This is a genomic window from Actinomycetospora sp. C-140 (assembly GCF_054796175.1).
The window spans coordinates 170803-185725 of record NZ_JBTWNF010000009.1 but is presented as its reverse complement, the minus strand read 5'-3'; the positions used below and the strand labels follow the sequence as shown (position 1 = coordinate 185725).

Below are 14923 nucleotides of genomic sequence, written 5' to 3'. Positions count from 1 at the left end.
TCTGGGCCCGTCTGAGCCCGGGTCAGGGCCCGGCCAGCTCACCCCAGACCCGCGGATCGGGTGGCGCGGTGAGCCACAGCAGCAACCCCTGCACCCCGGCCTCGGCCGCCACGCGCCGCTTGGCGGCCAGGCTGTGGGCGTCCTCGAACCACACCTCGTGCGCCGTGCCGCCGGCTTCGCGGCGGCCGAACCACGGCGCGGCGCTCAGCGGGTCCCAGCGCACCTCGCCGCCCGCGAGACGGTCGGCGAGCGCGAGGGCGTCCCGGTGGCCGATCGCGGCGCCGCCGGCTCCGCTCCACCGGTACCCCGTGGTGGCGACACCCATGACGAGCTTGTGGGCCGGCACGCGCGCCGTCTCGTAGGCGAGGACGGCGCGGACCCAGTCCACCGGCGCGACCGGGCCGGGCGCCGAGGTGGCCCAGTGGTAGTCGACGGTGCGCAGCCGCAGCTCGTCGACGATCGCGCCGAGCGCGGCGTGGTCGTGGGCGGCGTCGTGCTCGTCGCCGTCGCGGTCGTGGGTGAGGGCCCCGATCGTCACCGCCAGCCGGGCCCCGGCGTCGTGCAGGGCGCCGGCGAGCTCCGCGGCGTACGCCGTGAAGGCCGCGCGGTCGTCCCGCCGCAGCGTCACAAACTCGATCTCGAGGCCGTCGTAGCCCTGGCGCCGCACGAGGTCGGCCAGCGCACCGACGTGGCGGACGGTCCGCGCCCGGTCGTGCAGCATCCGCGGCACCACGTCGGAGCGGTCGTCACCGAAGCGGTCGGTGACCCCCGGCAGCACCGGCCGGGACGCGGCACGCAGTGTCGCGAGGGCCGCCGCCGCGGCCGGCGCCCCGCTCAGGAGCTCGACGGCGTCGTCGTGTGGCCCGATCCGGTAGAGGCACGGTGTCACGGAGTCGATGACGTCGGTGTGCTCGGCGACCACGCGCGTCGCGCCGGCGAGCGCGTCGGGCGGCAGTGAGGCGACCACCGAAGGCCGCCCCGGGGCGCTCACGCCGGCTCCGTCAGCCCCGCCGCCCCACGCTCCAGGCGGTCGTCGGTGTCCGGCACCAGGTGGTGGCGCACCGCGTAGGCCACGGCCTCCCGCCGCGTGTGCACCCCGAGCTTCGTCATCACCGCCTGCACGTGGGTACGGACCGTCGTGACGCTCACCGCGAGCGCCTCGGCCATCGCCGCCGTCCCGACACCGCGGGCGAGCAGCCCGAGGCACTGCTGCTCCCGGGCGGTCAGGTGGATCGCGGGAGCGGGGCGTCCGCGCGGCTGCGGCACGCTGGTCCAGCGCGGCGGCAGCTCGACGACCGTCTCCCCGGCGAGGACCCGGTCGACCGCGCCGAGCAGGGCGGACGCGCCGCGGGTCAGGTGGACGAACCCGTGGGCGCCGAGCGCGAGGGCCTGGATGGCGGTGTCGGGGTCCGGATCCGCGGTCATGACGAGGATCCGCGTGCCCGGCGCCGCGGTGGCGAGCACTGGCAGGAGCGCGAACCCGTCGCCGTCGGTGAACCACCGGTCGAGCAGCAGCAGGCCAGGCTGCTCGTCGACGACGACGCGGCGGACGCCCGCGACGGTGCTCCGCACGGCGACCACCCGGCGCTCGTCGTCGGCGAGGACGGTCGTGAGGGCGTCGGCGACGGCGGTGTGGTCCTCCCCGAGAACGATGTCGGGCACGGGGTCACCCCCGACCGTGCGGTGTGACGACCCCGTGCCCGACGTCTTCGGTCGGCCCTGCGCTGGTGAAGGCCATCCCGAACCCCCCCTGCCCCCGCGGCGGCCGCGGCGAAGGAAGCGGCTACCTCGTGTGCGATTCGTCTGCGTCCATATTAGTGAGGGGCAGCAACGTGTGACGAGGCCGAACGGCGCAGTTTTCGAGGACTGGTCACCCACGGCGCGAAGGAATTGTCCAGACCTGGTCTCTGCAGGTCATCGGGTGCTCCGAATGGTGTTCGTGCCTGATGGACCGAAAGGTGCCAAGAATCGTTCGATGCACGACAGAACTGTTCAGTGAGCGCGATACCGTGCGTGGCTCGGCGGGCGATGAACGGGGACGGTGGGGGGCGGGCCGCCGCCGTGTCGGTGCGGAAGCCCGGCCCGTGACCCGGTGGCTACACAGCGACGTCGCCCATGCCACCTCGACGGTCTCGTATGTCACCCGAATGCGGGAACTAATACCGATGTGAAGTGATTCACTTCAGCGCTGCGTGCCCTACCTTCCTCTCATGGAGGGTACGGGCGCCGAGAAGCAGCGGCGGACGCTGCGTCTCGCCCTGGCGATGCGGGGCGGCGTCAGCCTCGCGGTGTGGATCGGGGGCGCCGTCGCGGAGATCGACGTGCTGCGCCGCCGGGGTGCGGAGCCGCCGCGCCCCGCCGAGGGCGCCCGGCCCGAGGACCAGGACGTGATCTCCCGCCAGCGCGGCCACGCGTACCAGCAGCTGCTGGAGCTCTGCGGCTACGGCGCCGTCGAGGTCGACGTCCTCGCCGGTGCCAGCGCGGGCGGGCTCAACTCCGTCCTCTACGCCACGGCGCTCACCCGCGGGACGACGATCGACCACCTCGACCGCGTCTGGGTCGGCATCGGCGGGCTGTGGCGGATCCTGCGTGGGCACCGGTTCCTCGACCGCGAGGTGTCGTCCCTGCTGGCCGGCGACGGGTACTTCGCGCCCGAGCTGCACCGCGCCCTGCGCTCGCTCGCGCACCGCGAGCACGCCCCGGAGCTCGTCGCGACGAACGTCAGTGTCGACCTCTCGGCGACGGTGCTCGACGCCGGAGCCGCCGAGGAGGCGAACGCCCGCGATGGCCGCGGGCACATCCACCTCGACCGGCGCCCGGCCCCCGCGCTCGGGCCGGCGACCGAGAACCCCATGACCGACCTGCCCGACCTCGCCGCGCTGCGCGACCCGCAGCCCGCCGACCGGACGCTCGAGACCTTCGCCTACGCGGGCCGCACGACCTCCTCGTTCCCCTACGCCTTCGAGCCCGCGCAGGTCCGGAGCACGAGCCCGCCGTTCGCTGCGACCGGCTCCCGCGGCGACTCCGCGCCGGTGGAGATGTCGCGGTGGTTCGGAGCGCACCGCCCGGCCGGGGCGGGGGAGAGTGAGGTGCCGCCGTACCACGTCGTGGACGGCGGCGTGCTCGACAACATCCCCGTCGACCGGGCGTTGCGGGCGATCCAGGCGATGCCCGCGGGCGGGCCCACCCACCGCACGCTGCTCTTCCTCGACCCCGACCCGGCCTCGCCGACGACCCCGCCGAACGCCTTCGGCGGCGCGGTCGCCGTCGTGCGCCGCGTGACGACGATCCGGGGACGCGGGGAGAAGCTGTCCGACGAGCTCGACGCGATACGCACCCACAACGAGCGCGAGGGCGCGATCGACGGCCGCTTCGCGGTGCTGGCCTCGGGTGCGCAGCTCGAGGTGCCGGGTCCCGAGGAGTACGCCCGCATCCGGGACCGCGCCGACGCGCGCTGGGCGCTCGAGCTCCTGCGGGCCCCCGCCCAGGCGCAGCTGCGGTCGCCCTACGACGCGCTGGCCGTGCCGGCGCTCGGCATCGAGGTCGACGAGACGCGGGTGGCCGCGGCGTTCGCGGACGGGACGGCGCGGGCGAGCCGCAGCCACGACGTCGTCGCCCTCGCCGACGCGACCGCCCTGCTGATCGACTGGACCCGACGGCTGCAGGACCGCGCGCGCCCGAAGGACGGCGACCGCCTCGCCGCGATCAAGCGCCACCTCTACCGCGTGCGGCTGCTGTGCCGCGTGTTCCGGCAGCGCCAGGAGCGCGGGTTCCTCGCGTGCTACTGGTCGTTCCCCGACGGCACCCCGGCCGCCGACCTCGCCGCGACGCGCCTGCGCGCCGCGGTCGCGACGCTCGGCGGCGCTCCGAGCGACCGGGCGACCGCGGCCGCCACGATCGTCCAGAACGGGGTGATGAACGAGGAGGACGTGCTCGTCGAGGTCGGGCGCTACGTCGCGTCGGGCGACGCCGTCGACCCGCGCGCGACGGCCCTGCTCTGGGAGTCGTTGGAGCGACGCCGCCAGGAGCTCGCCGACCTCACCCCGGACCTGCGCGACGACCCGGACCTCGTCGCCGGGCGCCTGCACGGCTACGCGGTCCTCGCGGTGGACGGGGAGGGCACCGACCTCCCGACGATCGTCTCCGCGTTCACCGCCGCCGACGCCGTCCCCGCCACCAGCGCGCTCGTCGACGTCCACGTCGTCGGCGGCAACGCCGCGGTCCCCGACCCGTCCCGTTTCCCCCTCCTCGTGGCCGCCGCGCGCCGCGACTGGATCGAGGAGACGCTGCGCGGTGACGAGCCGCGCGCCGACGACCGTGTCGCACCGTCGGCGGCCGAGCTGCTCACCGCGTCGACGAAGCTCGCCGGCAACAGCGCGGCCAACTTCAGCGGCTTCCTCGCGGCCCGGTGGCGCCGCAACGACTGGTGGTGGGGACGCCGCGACGCCGCGATCACGCTGGTGGACGTGCTAGTCGCCGCGGCCGCCACGCCGCCGACGTCGGCGCAGCTGGACGCCGTGACCGCTGAGCTGGTCTCGGCCCCGGAGCCCGACCGGCTCGATCACGGCGACCCCGACCGCGCGCTGGACCGCCTGCGGCGGGCCGTCGCCGACTCCGTCGAGCGCGAACTGGCGGCCGGGCCCGGCGGCGGGCAGCCCGTCACCGAGGGCGCCGAGCGGTTCCGCAACCTGCGGCCCGTCTACCTGACCGGTCTCGCCACCCGCGCCGCCGACCTGACCTGGCAGGCGCTGATGAACGGCGTGCGTGCCGTGCCGAGCCGCTGGGGCCGCGGCGCGGCCCGGACGGCGCTCACGGTCGGGCGCCCGCTCGTCGTCCTCGCGCCACTGGCCGTCAACGCGGTCCGCGCGATGGTCCTCGCCGCGGCCGTGTTCGCGACCGCCGGCCTGCTGGGTGGGCTCGGCGGGCCGGGGGAGGACCGGCCGTTCCTCTGGACGAGCGCGGCGATCGCGGTCGCGGCGCTGGCCGTCGTCGCCGGTCTCGTGCGTCGTGTGCGGGTGCGGCAGGACGCGCGGTGGGGCCTGTTCGATCTCGGCGGCACCGACGCCGGTGAGGCCGAGGCATGGCAGGACGCCTACGGGTCGTTCCGCGAACGGGCGCTGTCCCGGGCGACCTGGATGACGCTCGGCGGCGTCGCGACCGTGCTCGTCCCGCTGGTCGCCGTGCCCGCCTTCCCCGGCGCGACCCGCCCGGCCGCGGGCGGGGTCGTCGCCCTGCTCGCCCTGGTCTGGTGCGTCACGGCCTACCGCGCGGCGACGACGGGTCCGGCCGAGCGCACCGTCGGGTGGAGCGAACGTGATCGCCGATGCCGCTACCTCGGGATCGCGCTGGCGGTGGCCCTCGCGCTGGTCGCGCTGGTCGACACCACGCCGTTGCTCCCGCCGGGTCTCGGCGTCGGTCTGGCGGTCGGGCTGCTCGCGGCCGGTGGCACCGCGACGGTCGCCGGGGGCTGGGCGCGGTGGGAGATCGTCCTGATCTCGTCGGTACTGGTCGGCGCGGGCACGGGGATGGTCGCCCGCGCGCCCGTGCCGATCGGGCTCGTGGCCCTGGCGTGGCTGGTGCTCGTGTCGCTGGCGTCGTTCTGCTGGGCCGAGAACGACCAGGTCGACGCGCAGGAGGACGAGGAAGAACTGATGAGGGCCGGGGCGCCACGGAACGTCATTCCGTAGTACCGCTTGTCGTTCCCAGGCGACCGTTCATCCCGATGGCGGCGTTGACGGCTCCGGGAAAGCTCCCGACGATGACAGAGAGTTCCGGATTCGGGGTCCGGTCCACAGGTCGGGGGGCGCAGCATGCTGCGGAAACGGCCGGCCGCGAAGGGTCGTACGGGCCCCGAGCCCGCGGTCGCACGCGAGATCTTCGTCGACGCCGAGCCCCGTCGTGTGGTCGTCGAGGAGGAGTACCACCTCGACCAGGAGATCTCCGAGCACCGTTCGACCACGTGGGGCGAGAGGGAGCCGCGGGGGAGCATCGAGTGGCAGGTCCCCTACGACGGGCCGATGCTGCGTCGGATCTCGCGGTCGCCCGCGGCCGTCCGCCGACTGCTGAGCCGGGAGGCGCCGGTCGTCGTCGGGCGGCTGGCCGTCACCGACCACGAGGACACCGATCTCGCCACCGCCGCGCCGCTCGGCAAGGAGCACGACACCGTCGCGCTCACGCTGCCGACGTGCCCGGCGGAGTTCCCTCGCGGCGAGGACCTGGCGACCGGACGACACGAGGCGCGGGCACGGATCGACTACCGCCCGTGGGGAGCGGCTGACGAGCCGGACCTGGACGTGTACCCCGTCTCGTGCGAGATCGGGATCGACGACCCGGACACGGCCGACGAGGCCCGAACAGTGCTCGACCTCGACGAGCTCCGGCAGGCCGACATGGACGCGGCGCACAAGCTGATGGAGCACGCGACCTTCCGAGGCGAGCTCGAGCTCACGGTCAGGGTCGACGTCACCGTCGACGTGCCGCGCCGTCGCGCGCTCGAGCCCCCGATCGTCCGTCGTGTCTCCGTCGACCTCCCCCACCTCACCTCGACCCATCCGGACTCGCTGCTCCTGAGATTCGATCGCCAGCGAACGCCGGGGCACCTCCAGCAACACGCCCGTGGCCGCTCCGTCGAGTGGCGTGACGTCCCGATGACGCTCGAGGACGAGCACGCAGACGAGCGCGGCAACGAGAACCGTCGCGACCGCTTCTGCTCGACGTCCATGCGTCTCGCGCTCGGGCAGCCGGGCGAGCTCTTCGATCGTCGGGAGCTCGTCGTGCGCGCTGAGGTCGAGCTCCCCGGTCACCTCTTGTCCGGAACGCAGGTGAGGCTCGTGGACGCGGCCGGTGTCGCCGTGCCCGCGGTGCGGAGGCCGACGTGCCGGACCATCGTCCACACGACATGCCGGGTGATCCTCGACGACGCCTTCGCGCATCGCCGGTTCTCGCCGTTCCAGAGCATTTTCTTCGATGAGCTGGTTCCGGAGAAGCGGCGGGTCGGAGACGTCAAGTCCGTGCTCGAGATGCTCGGGTTCGAGGTCGAGCGCGAAGTGACCTACGACCAGGCGGGTTCGGGTGAGCTCCTCGCCGCGCTGCGCGGCTTCCGTGGCGAGGGGCCGACGAGCAGCGGCGTCGTGATCCTTGTCCGGGGTGTCCGTGCGGCGACTCGCCGACGTTCGCAACAGGGCGCCGAGCACCAGTACTCGAGCCGGCTCGACAGCGGTGATCTGACGCTGTTCGTCTGGGGCTGGGCCACGGGCGACATCGCTCAGCTCATGCGGCGCATGAACGAGCTCCACCGCGCGCTCCGGGATCGCTTCCGCCCGTTGAGGTCGCGGCGATGACGGTCGCACCGGAACCCGAGCTCCGTCTCCGTGCTGGGGAGGCGCGGTGCGACGTCTGTCTCGCCGGGCCGGTCCTGGCCGTCTGCAGCGCGTGCCGCGCGCGCCTCTGCCGGGCCCACGACGCGATCCTCGACCCGGTCGGTGGGCTCCCGTTCGGGCGTGCCGCCCGGATCCGGCGGACGGCCTGGGCGGCGTCGGCCGGCCCGGAGTCGGTCCGCCCGGCCTGGCCCGGCGGGAGACCGTCGGCCACACGGTCGGCGGCCGATGACGACGAGGATGACGAGGACGACGAGCAGGAAGACGAACCTTCGGCGGCGCCCGATTCGTCGGGCGCACCGGACAGTGAGGACCGACCGGGTGCTGCTCGCGGGGATCGCGCGAAGCCTCGAGCTCGCGGGCGCGTGCCGGGGGCGAACCCGTTCTCGTTCGCCGCGCCCCGCGCAACGCCGCCGCCGACCATCGCGCCGGGTTGGGAGGCTGCCGACCGTCAGGCCCGCGCTGAGGACCGGCATCTCTGCCCGACGTGCCTTCCCCTCGATCGCTCGTGGGACGCGGAGCTGCTCGCAGCCGGGACGACCGGGGTGCTGGCGGCCGGCGCGTTCGCCTCGTCGTTCCTCGTCCCCGCGGCGGTGCTCGGCGTCGTCGCCGTGGGCCGCATCGGGGCACGGCTGGCCCGAGCGCGGACGACCGGCCGCCGCCGGCGCCGCCTCCCGGCGTTCTTCCCTGCCGACCCGCACATACGGAAGGTGCGGATGACAGAGACGGTCGAGACGCGCGCCCGACTGCACCCCGACCAGCGGTACGAGACGTCGGGAACGAGCGTGCGCGGCGAGGTGTGGCTCGACGCGTCGTGGACGCGGTCGAGCGGGGGCGCCGCTCTCACGAAGGCGGCCGCTGCTAACGCCGATGTCGTCGCAGCAGGTCACGTCCTCCTCCAGGGACCCGGTGCCTTGAGCCTCGACCTCACGCCGGGGCAGATCCTCACGGGAGATCGACTGGTGAGCCTGGTGCCCCGTCGCACGGACCCGGGCCAAGGTCTGCCCTCCGCGGCTCTGCCGACCGGGCCCTGGCCCGTGACCGTGGCGTACCTCCCCGACCCGGACCGGGCGAAGCGAGCGGTAGAGGTCTGGGTGACGCCGACGATCGGCCCGGACTCGGTCCGCCGCACGCTCGAGCTGGACGTCAGCTGGTGCACGCGGGGCGAGGAGCGCTACGAGACAGGTCTCGCTCTGAAGAAGCTCGACCTGGTCCGTGTCGAGATCCCCGAGAGCTGGGGGCGGATCGAGCAGCCGTCCCATCCCGAGATCGCGACGATCGGGCGCGACGACGCGGGCACGCGCGTGGTCGAGTGGAAGAACGTCCGGGTCGAGCCGGAGACCCTTCGCGGAGTCGACGTCCGGTTCCGCCGCCGCGGGCCGGAGCAGGACAAGAAGCTGGTCGACGAGTTCACCGCGGGCAGGTCGTACGGGACGATCCCGCTCGCCCTGCGCATGGCCGGCCCGATCCCACCCGACGCCGAGCTCACCGCACGGGTGGAGGCCCGGTTCACCGGCGCGGTGTCCGGTCTCACCGGAGCCGTGGTGCACTACGCCGGCGGCGGGCAGCGCCCCGAGGGGCGCAAGCCGGCGACGATCGGCCCAGCCGAGCCGCCGCTGGCCCAGGGTTCCCGCGACGCGGTCGGGCCCTGGAACGCACACGGGCACCGGAACGCCGCGCCGATGACCCGCGTCCTGCTCGACCTCGAGCTGAACCTGGAGGGGGCGCGCTACCAGACGATGCGTAGCGTCCCGGATCGCGCGGAGGGCGAGAGCGACCAGGACACGACCGAGTTCTCCGGCACGATCCCCGACCACGACACCGTGGCGCTCCTCGTGGACTCCCTGAGCGATGGCGGCTACTACGTCAAGCGCACGGTCGAGAACCGGCCGCAGGTGGGAGGCACGGCCTCCAGCCTGACCCGGTCCTGGGACATCGGCGGCCGGTACTACTTCGGGGTCTATCCGGTCGACTTCGACATCCAGCTCACGGGCGAGGAGCCGGCGGTACCCGGCGCGGGCGGCGGCGTGACGCGCGTGAAGCTGCACGTCCGTGGGGCCTATGCCACCCCTGAGATGCGTGACCGGGTGCTCGACGAGCACCGCAACCTCTGGGGCCGCGTTCGCGGGGTGCTCGAGAAGCCCGCGTCCCCGTCGCCCGGCGATGGTGATCCCGAGAACGCGGGAACGATCGTGTCCGAGCTCCGCGCGCTGCTGGAGCGGGCGACGCGCCAGGGCAAGATCTCGACGGCGTCGGAACACGAGCTGGTCCAGCACGTCGACATGGCCTTCCGGAGGAAGGGATCATGAGCTGGGAGTGCACCTTCTGCGGCCGTGAGGAACGTCCCGACGGGAAAGTGATCGTGGATGCGGTCTGCCACCACTGCGGGGCGGTGATGTGCCGGGACGATCAGTACGTTCTGTGGGACACCGACGTGCTCGGCCGCGCCACGCGCGGCCGCTGGGCAGTGCACTGCTCGTCGTGTCGCCGCGAGCACCACCGCTTCGCGCTGCCCGGGCTGAGCCGGTTCGCTCGGTGATCGAGTTCTCGGCGGTGCCGGATCGCGTCGTCGCCGGCCTCCCGTCGTCGCTCACCGTGCGGCTCGTCAACGCCGGCCCGGCTCCCTGCTCGGACATTCGCCTGGATCTCCGTCCACCGCGCGGGGTGTCGATCGTGCGCGGTTCGCGCACGATCGAGGTGCGGCGGCTCGACCCCGGCCGGACGCACGACCACTCCGTGACGGTGTGCGCCGACACGCCGGGACCGCACACGCTGGCCGTCCACCGCCTCGTCTACGTCGCGGCGGGTGGCAGGGTGACGCGCACGTCCGGCACGCTGGTCGTGACGGCCGACGTGCCGCCGCCCGCCCAGGCGCCGTCGCCACGCCCCCCGCGTCAGGGTTCGGTGTTCGTCAGCTACCGGCGGGACGACACGGGGCCCGCGGTCGACCGCCTGGCCCCGGCCCTCCATGTCGCTTTCCCGGACCGCGTCTTCCACGATCACACGAGCCTGCGCCCCGGTGACCTGTGGTCCCGTCGCCTCGAGCGCGAGCTCGCGGAGTCCGTCGTCGTCCTCGCGGTGATCGGCCCGTCGTGGCTCGAGGTCGAGACCGCCGACGGCCGCCGACGGCTGGAGGACGAGGACGACTGGGTGCGCCGCGAGCTGGTGTCGGCTCTCGACGCCGAGCTCGACGTCGTCCCCGTCCTCGTGGACGGCGCGTCGATGCCGCGCGAACGTCAGCTCCCGCCGGTGCTCCGCCCGCTGTGCGAGCGGGAGGCGTACGACCTGCCCGCGGACCCATCCGGTGTCGACGCGCTCGTCGCCGTGCTTCGGAACATGCTCGGGGAACGCTGAACGCGCCGGCCCCATCCCGGCGGGTGGCGCCGACCGTCAAGGCCCATCGCCGACGACGTCCTCCACGGCCGTGGTCCTCGTCGGGTCCTCGACGGCAGTCCGGAACGGTCGTGGTGCATCGCGGAAGCGCCGCTGCCGGTCGACGACGCTCGACGCGACGGTCGTGCCGTCGGCCGGGGACCGCGGCCGGCGGGGTAACCACCGGTAGACGCCGTCCATCGCGACGTGGCGGCGGCCGAGGGCATCGGGGTCGAGGTCGCCCGGGAGGTCGAGGGCCAGGCCGTAGCGCCGGGCCCGCGCCGCCATCCACGCCAGCGTGATGTCGGCGAGCCGGTGGTCGCTGTAGCCGCCGCCGACGTCGGAGTGCACGCCGGTGAACCAGACCTGCTCGACCTCCTGACCCTCCGCGCCGCCGGTCCACAGCGCCGGCACGAACGAGCCCCGCCGCTCGTGCATCGCGAGCGCCTGGAACGCACCGTCGACCTGGGCGCTCAGCGCCGTGTCGTGGAAGCGGTAGCGGCGGTTGGCGAGATCGGTGAGCGGCAGGCCGGTGAGGGGGACGCCGAGGGAGCCGACGGTGTCGAACACCCCGATGAAGCGGATGCGCGTCTCGTGGGAGAACGACCGCCGGAACAGCGCGGCCTCGAGCTCGGTGGGGTGGTGCGCCGGGTCGCGCGCCCGGTAGAGCGCGAACGCGTCGTCGAGCCGGTACGCATGCTCGCGGCGCAGGATGCCGCAGTTGCGGACGAATCCCGCGGTGCTGCGTGCCGTGAACGCGCCGCGGCTGAAGCCGAAGATGAAGATCTCGTCGCCGGGCTCGTAGACGTCGACCAGGAAGTGGTAGGCGTCCCGGACGTTCTTGGCGACGCCGCGGCCGAACACGCCGCCGATCACGCGGTCGAGACGCCCGTTGGTCCCGACACCCTTGTCGTAGAAGAGGCGCTGCGACGTCCCGTCTGCGTCCTTCTCCGCGACCGCCTGCGCGATGCGGGCGATGTTCGAGGGGCAGGGGGCGCCCTTCTCGTCCACCTCGTCGGGCGTGTTCCACGTGCCGTCACAGCAGACGACCAGGCGCTTCACCACCCGTCACGCCTCGGTCATCCAGCGCGCGACGGCAGACGTGAATCCGTCCAGATCGCTGAGATCCGCGAGACGCCGCACGACGAGGGCGTCATCGACGGTCACGTACTCGTGCACCAGCACGTTGCGGAAACCCACCGCTCGCCCGAGCTGTCGGGCGAGGTCGGCATCGAGAACGCCGTGGCGGCCGAGCACGACCATCGCGTCCGCGTTGGTCGCCGGCGGACCCCACCCCTCGGAGGCACAGAAGTGCTGGGCGACATCGACGCACGCCTCGATCGCGGTCACGAAGGCGTACTTGATCGCCCGCAACCAGGCTGGGTCGTCGCGACGGTCTTGGTCGGCGCCGGACTCAATCCGCAGAAAAGCGATGTCGTCCGCGACAGCTCGGAGCAACCGCTCAACGCGGACCTCATCGACCACGACGCACCGACTCCAGGAACTCGCGGCGGCTGCGCTCGAGGCGCGGGAGTTCGTCAAAGTAGATCTTGCGAGTGGTGGCGGTCCACCGCACCCGGGCCGGGGGGTCGTCGTCGAACAGCAGCACGCCGTGGACGGCGATCCGGCCGGCGATCTCCAGGGGCGCGGTGTCGAGGACGAGGAGATCGACGTCGGGTGGCAGGAGCACCTCGAACGACGCCGGCGCCGATCCACCCCAGTAGGCAGCGACGTCGACGTCGGAGCCGGGACGGTTAGTCCCTGCGGCGCGGCTGCCGTGGAGGAGTGCGAACCGGGCTCCGGCCGCCCTCAAGCCGGCCGTGATCTCCTGCTGCAGTTCAGCAGGCACGCTGCCGGTCACGGGGCTGAGTGTGGCATGTCAGAACCACGAGATCTGGCGTGATGCATCTGGCGAGTGGCCCCTCGTCCGGCGGGCTGATGCCCGGCCCGGCCTCGGGCCCCGGCCCCGGCGCCGGGCACGTGGCTTGGCGCGGCTGTGCTGACGCGCTCGACGCTTGCGCCCGGTGTCTGCTCGGGAAGAGCCGAGCGCGCGGGTGAGTGCACCCGGTCGCGTCTCAGAACGGCGGCGGGTCGTCGTCGGTGACGTCGCGGTCGGCGGCGGGTGGCCTCGCTGCCGGATCCGGTCGGGCGCGCGGCGGCGGCCTCCGCGGGTCCGGATCGCCGTCCCAGATCGGGTCGTTCGTCGCGTACCACCGTGGCTCGTCGCAGGAGGGAGGGTCGGGTGGATCGGGATCGGGGAGCCCGTCGCCCAGCGGCTGCGGACCCCGGTGGTACGTGTGGCCGGTGGGACTGGTCCACTCGAAGTGCCCGGGTCGGGGCTGCTCGAGGAGCCAGCCCGGCTGCTCCTTGAGCAGGTGATCGTGGAGGCAGACCGGCCCCAGGTTGATCTCGATCGTGAGCCCGTGGGCGGAGTGGCGCCGGGTGTGGTCGATCTCGGCGTTGACGGCCGAGCACCGGCACGACGGGAAGACGCACGTCTCGTCCCGCGTCTCGATCCAGCGGCGGAGCGCGGCATGCGGGAACCGCGCCATCGCCTCGCGTCGCCGCCGGGCGGCCGCCTCCGCCGCGTCGGGGTTCTCCCGCGGATCCGGGACGGGAGCACGCGCCGCACGCCAAAGGGCGTGCTGGTGCCGTAGATCGGTGATCACCGCGGCCCACCCCGGATCGTCACCGGGCTGGAAACGGTCGAGCTCCGCCTCACTGACGTGCATCTCGACGACGGCGCGCGGTAGGCCGGAGGAGCGGACCTCCTGCGGCGTGGTGGTGCAGGTCGAGGGCCGACGGCGGGTGATCAGTACGGCGACCAGGGCTCCGGTGTCGTCGGTGACGGCCACCCGCCACTCGGCGTCGGCGTGGGCGGCGACCAACTCGCGGGCCTGACCGGCGTGGATGGTGCCCCATCCCGGCAGCCGCGCCGGCTTCTCGTCGCGCCCGAGCAGGGTCGACAGCCGCACCCGGACCTCGAACCGCGACTGCCGAGGCCCGCGTCGCCGCACGACCGGCGCCTCGTCAGGCTCGCCGGGCTCGTCGGGCGGCGGCTCGTCGCCATCACCAGGTACAGGCAGCAGGTCGAGCTGGTCGTCCGCGTGGTCGGTCAGGTCGGCCGGGGCGTCCCCGCCGGCCGGGGCGTCGCTCGGCGAAGCACCGGTCGCAGGATCGCCAACGGTCGGCTCCGCACCCGCCGGACCGCCGGCCGCATCGCCCTCGTTGTCGCGTCCGCTGCTCTCCGGCCCGGCCGGCATCCGTGCCGCGTCGTCACCCGGCCGTTCCGGCAGCGCGTCGGCGGGGTCGTGGGTCTCGTGATCGGCCGGGTCGTCCTCGTCGGCCATGGCGAGGACGGCCGCGACGATCTCGTCGTCGGTGGCTCCGGAGAGGGCGGGGTCCCAGCGGGTGGTGAAGACGTCCCCGCGGATCGTGTCGATCTTCCCGGGATGCCCGAGCGCCTTGATCCGCGCGGCCAGCCGGTTGATCTGGCGGGTCATCCGCGTGCCCGCCTGGAGCGGCAGATCGAGCCCGCACACGTTGACCGTGCCCTCGGCCGTCACCGTGGCCCGCACCCGCCGCTGGCGCCTCGCGTTCTCCTCGCGACGCACGGCCCACTCCGGGTCGAACGCCTTCGCCAGCTCGTGCAATCGCTCGATCAGTGCGCCGTAGGGCATGTCGGCCGCCACCGGGAGCACCCGGGCGATCACCTTGGCGGCGTGCTCCTGGGACAGATCGCGGGTCTCCCGGTGGATGTGCTCGATCCGCTTCTGGTCGAGCCGACCCTCGGCCCACCGCCGGCCCATCTCCGGATGCAGCACGGCGCCGTCGGCCAGCGTCAGCAACGTGGCGACGGCCGTGCGCGACAGCGAGAGCCGGGCCCGGAGCTCGTCGCACGCCTCGGACAGGTCGCGATCGGCCCGGCCGCCGGGGCAGGTCGGGTCGGCCAGCGCCGCCTCGCGCGCCGCGGTGTGGAACCGCGCCTCCTGGTGGGACAGCTGCCGGCGCTCGGCGCTGACCAGCCGCATCGTGTCGTAGGGCGAGACGCGCGCCGGATCGACCGACGCCAGCGCAGCCGCCAGCGCTGCCCCGGCCGGCATCTCGTCGATACCGGTCGGCAGCGGCTGGAAGGCCTCGCTATCGAACACGTGTTCGAGTCTAGCGACCACCCC

At 73.8% G+C, this 14923-nt stretch carries 11 protein-coding genes; 5 read left to right on the top strand and 6 right to left on the bottom strand.

The genetic code is table 11. The features are described from left to right. Window positions 1-22 precede the first annotated feature (22 nt). Together ACR9E3_RS16900 and ACR9E3_RS16895 are read right to left on the bottom strand one after the other, a co-directional pair. Window positions 23-991: a glycosyl hydrolase family 18 protein gene (locus tag ACR9E3_RS16900; protein ID WP_460381487.1), complete on the bottom strand. Its 969-nt coding sequence runs from the start codon at window positions 989-991 to the stop codon at window positions 23-25. Further along, window positions 988-1662 carry a LuxR C-terminal-related transcriptional regulator gene (locus ACR9E3_RS16895; RefSeq protein WP_460381485.1) on the bottom strand — a complete coding sequence of 225 codons (675 nt, stop codon included), beginning with the start codon at window positions 1660-1662 and terminating at the stop codon, window positions 988-990. Before ACR9E3_RS16895 ends, ACR9E3_RS16900 begins: the two co-directional genes overlap by 4 nt. A gap of 548 nt (window positions 1663-2210) precedes the next feature. Between ACR9E3_RS16895 and ACR9E3_RS16890 the strand changes: the two genes are divergently transcribed. The 5 genes from ACR9E3_RS16890 to ACR9E3_RS16870 all read left to right on the top strand — a co-directional run bounded on the left by ACR9E3_RS16890 (window position 2211) and on the right by ACR9E3_RS16870 (window position 10730). Continuing rightward, complete coding sequence (locus ACR9E3_RS16890; protein ID WP_460381484.1) at window positions 2211-5687, top strand: patatin-like protein; 3477 nt, start codon at window positions 2211-2213, stop codon at window positions 5685-5687. 123 nt (window positions 5688-5810) lie between these two features. Continuing rightward, window positions 5811-7340: a hypothetical protein gene (locus ACR9E3_RS16885; RefSeq protein WP_460381482.1), complete on the top strand. Its 1530-nt coding sequence runs from the start codon at window positions 5811-5813 to the stop codon at window positions 7338-7340. Between the two features lie 1130 nt (window positions 7341-8470). Next, on the top strand, window positions 8471-9685 hold the full coding sequence (locus ACR9E3_RS16880) for a hypothetical protein (protein ID WP_460381481.1): 1215 nt from the start codon (window positions 8471-8473) through the stop codon (window positions 9683-9685). Beyond that, window positions 9682-9915 carry a hypothetical protein gene (locus ACR9E3_RS16875; RefSeq protein WP_460381480.1) on the top strand — a complete coding sequence of 78 codons (234 nt, stop codon included), beginning with the start codon at window positions 9682-9684 and terminating at the stop codon, window positions 9913-9915. Before ACR9E3_RS16880 ends, ACR9E3_RS16875 begins: the two co-directional genes overlap by 4 nt. Before the next feature lie 134 nt (window positions 9916-10049). Next, window positions 10050-10730, top strand: coding sequence for a toll/interleukin-1 receptor domain-containing protein (locus ACR9E3_RS16870; protein WP_460381479.1), 681 nt, complete (start codon window positions 10050-10052; stop codon window positions 10728-10730). Between the two features lie 36 nt (window positions 10731-10766). Here ACR9E3_RS16870 and ACR9E3_RS16865 read toward each other — a convergent pair whose 3' ends face one another. From ACR9E3_RS16865 to ACR9E3_RS16850, 4 genes are all read right to left on the bottom strand, one after another. Continuing rightward, the gene (locus tag ACR9E3_RS16865) at window positions 10767-11813 is read right to left on the bottom strand and encodes a DUF2235 domain-containing protein (RefSeq protein WP_460381478.1); all 1047 of its coding nucleotides are present in this window, start codon (window positions 11811-11813) and stop codon (window positions 10767-10769) included. A gap of 3 nt (window positions 11814-11816) precedes the next feature. Further along, window positions 11817-12233 carry a type VII toxin-antitoxin system HepT family RNase toxin gene (gene hepT / locus ACR9E3_RS16860; protein WP_460381477.1) on the bottom strand — a complete coding sequence of 139 codons (417 nt, stop codon included), beginning with the start codon at window positions 12231-12233 and terminating at the stop codon, window positions 11817-11819. After that, the gene (locus ACR9E3_RS16855; protein ID WP_460381476.1) at window positions 12223-12609 is read right to left on the bottom strand and encodes a nucleotidyltransferase domain-containing protein; all 387 of its coding nucleotides are present in this window, start codon (window positions 12607-12609) and stop codon (window positions 12223-12225) included. The genes hepT and ACR9E3_RS16855 overlap by 11 nt, the downstream gene beginning before the upstream one ends. Before the next feature lie 214 nt (window positions 12610-12823). Beyond that, window positions 12824-14899 carry an HNH endonuclease signature motif containing protein gene (locus tag ACR9E3_RS16850; protein ID WP_460381475.1) on the bottom strand — a complete coding sequence of 692 codons (2076 nt, stop codon included), beginning with the start codon at window positions 14897-14899 and terminating at the stop codon, window positions 12824-12826. Between the last annotated feature and the right edge of the window lie 24 nt (window positions 14900-14923).

Bases quoted from the DNA above. Each gene is read 5' to 3' on its own strand.
- ACR9E3_RS16890 (WP_460381484.1), top strand. From the start codon at position 2,211: ATGGAGGGTACGGGCGCCGAGAAGCAGCGGCGGACGCTGCGTCTCGCC.
- ACR9E3_RS16875 (WP_460381480.1), top strand. From the start codon at position 9,682: ATGAGCTGGGAGTGCACCTTCTGCGGCCGTGAGGAACGTCCCGACGGG.
- ACR9E3_RS16885 (WP_460381482.1), top strand. From the start codon at position 5,811: ATGCTGCGGAAACGGCCGGCCGCGAAGGGTCGTACGGGCCCCGAGCCC.